Below are 215 nucleotides of genomic sequence, written 5' to 3'. Positions count from 1 at the left end.
CAGGGCTCTGGACATCGGTAGAAAATTAATGAGTCGCCGCTAAGCCCTTCACCCGATACCGCAACACCCGATCCGTCCCCGGATACACGGTCCGCGTACCGCTGAGCAACTCACACAATTCACCCAACGCCACCGTGGCACGACGCGTCGGCAAAGGATCCAACAGCACCTCCAGCACCCCGTCCTGGCGTGGGTCCAAATCCCCGCTCAGCTTT

At 60.5% G+C, this 215-nt stretch carries 1 protein-coding gene; it reads right to left on the bottom strand.

The features are described from left to right. Nucleotides 1-25: 25 nt before the first annotated feature. On the bottom strand, nt 26-215 hold a 190-nt coding region (locus ACT3UA_RS19080), incomplete at its 5' end, for a hypothetical protein (protein ID WP_444617915.1).

Origin of the sequence: Glutamicibacter sp. 363 (genome assembly GCF_052379505.1) — a bacterium.
Taxonomy (GTDB): Bacteria; Actinomycetota; Actinomycetes; order Actinomycetales; family Micrococcaceae; genus Glutamicibacter.
This window is presented reverse-complemented; position numbering and strand designations above follow the sequence as displayed.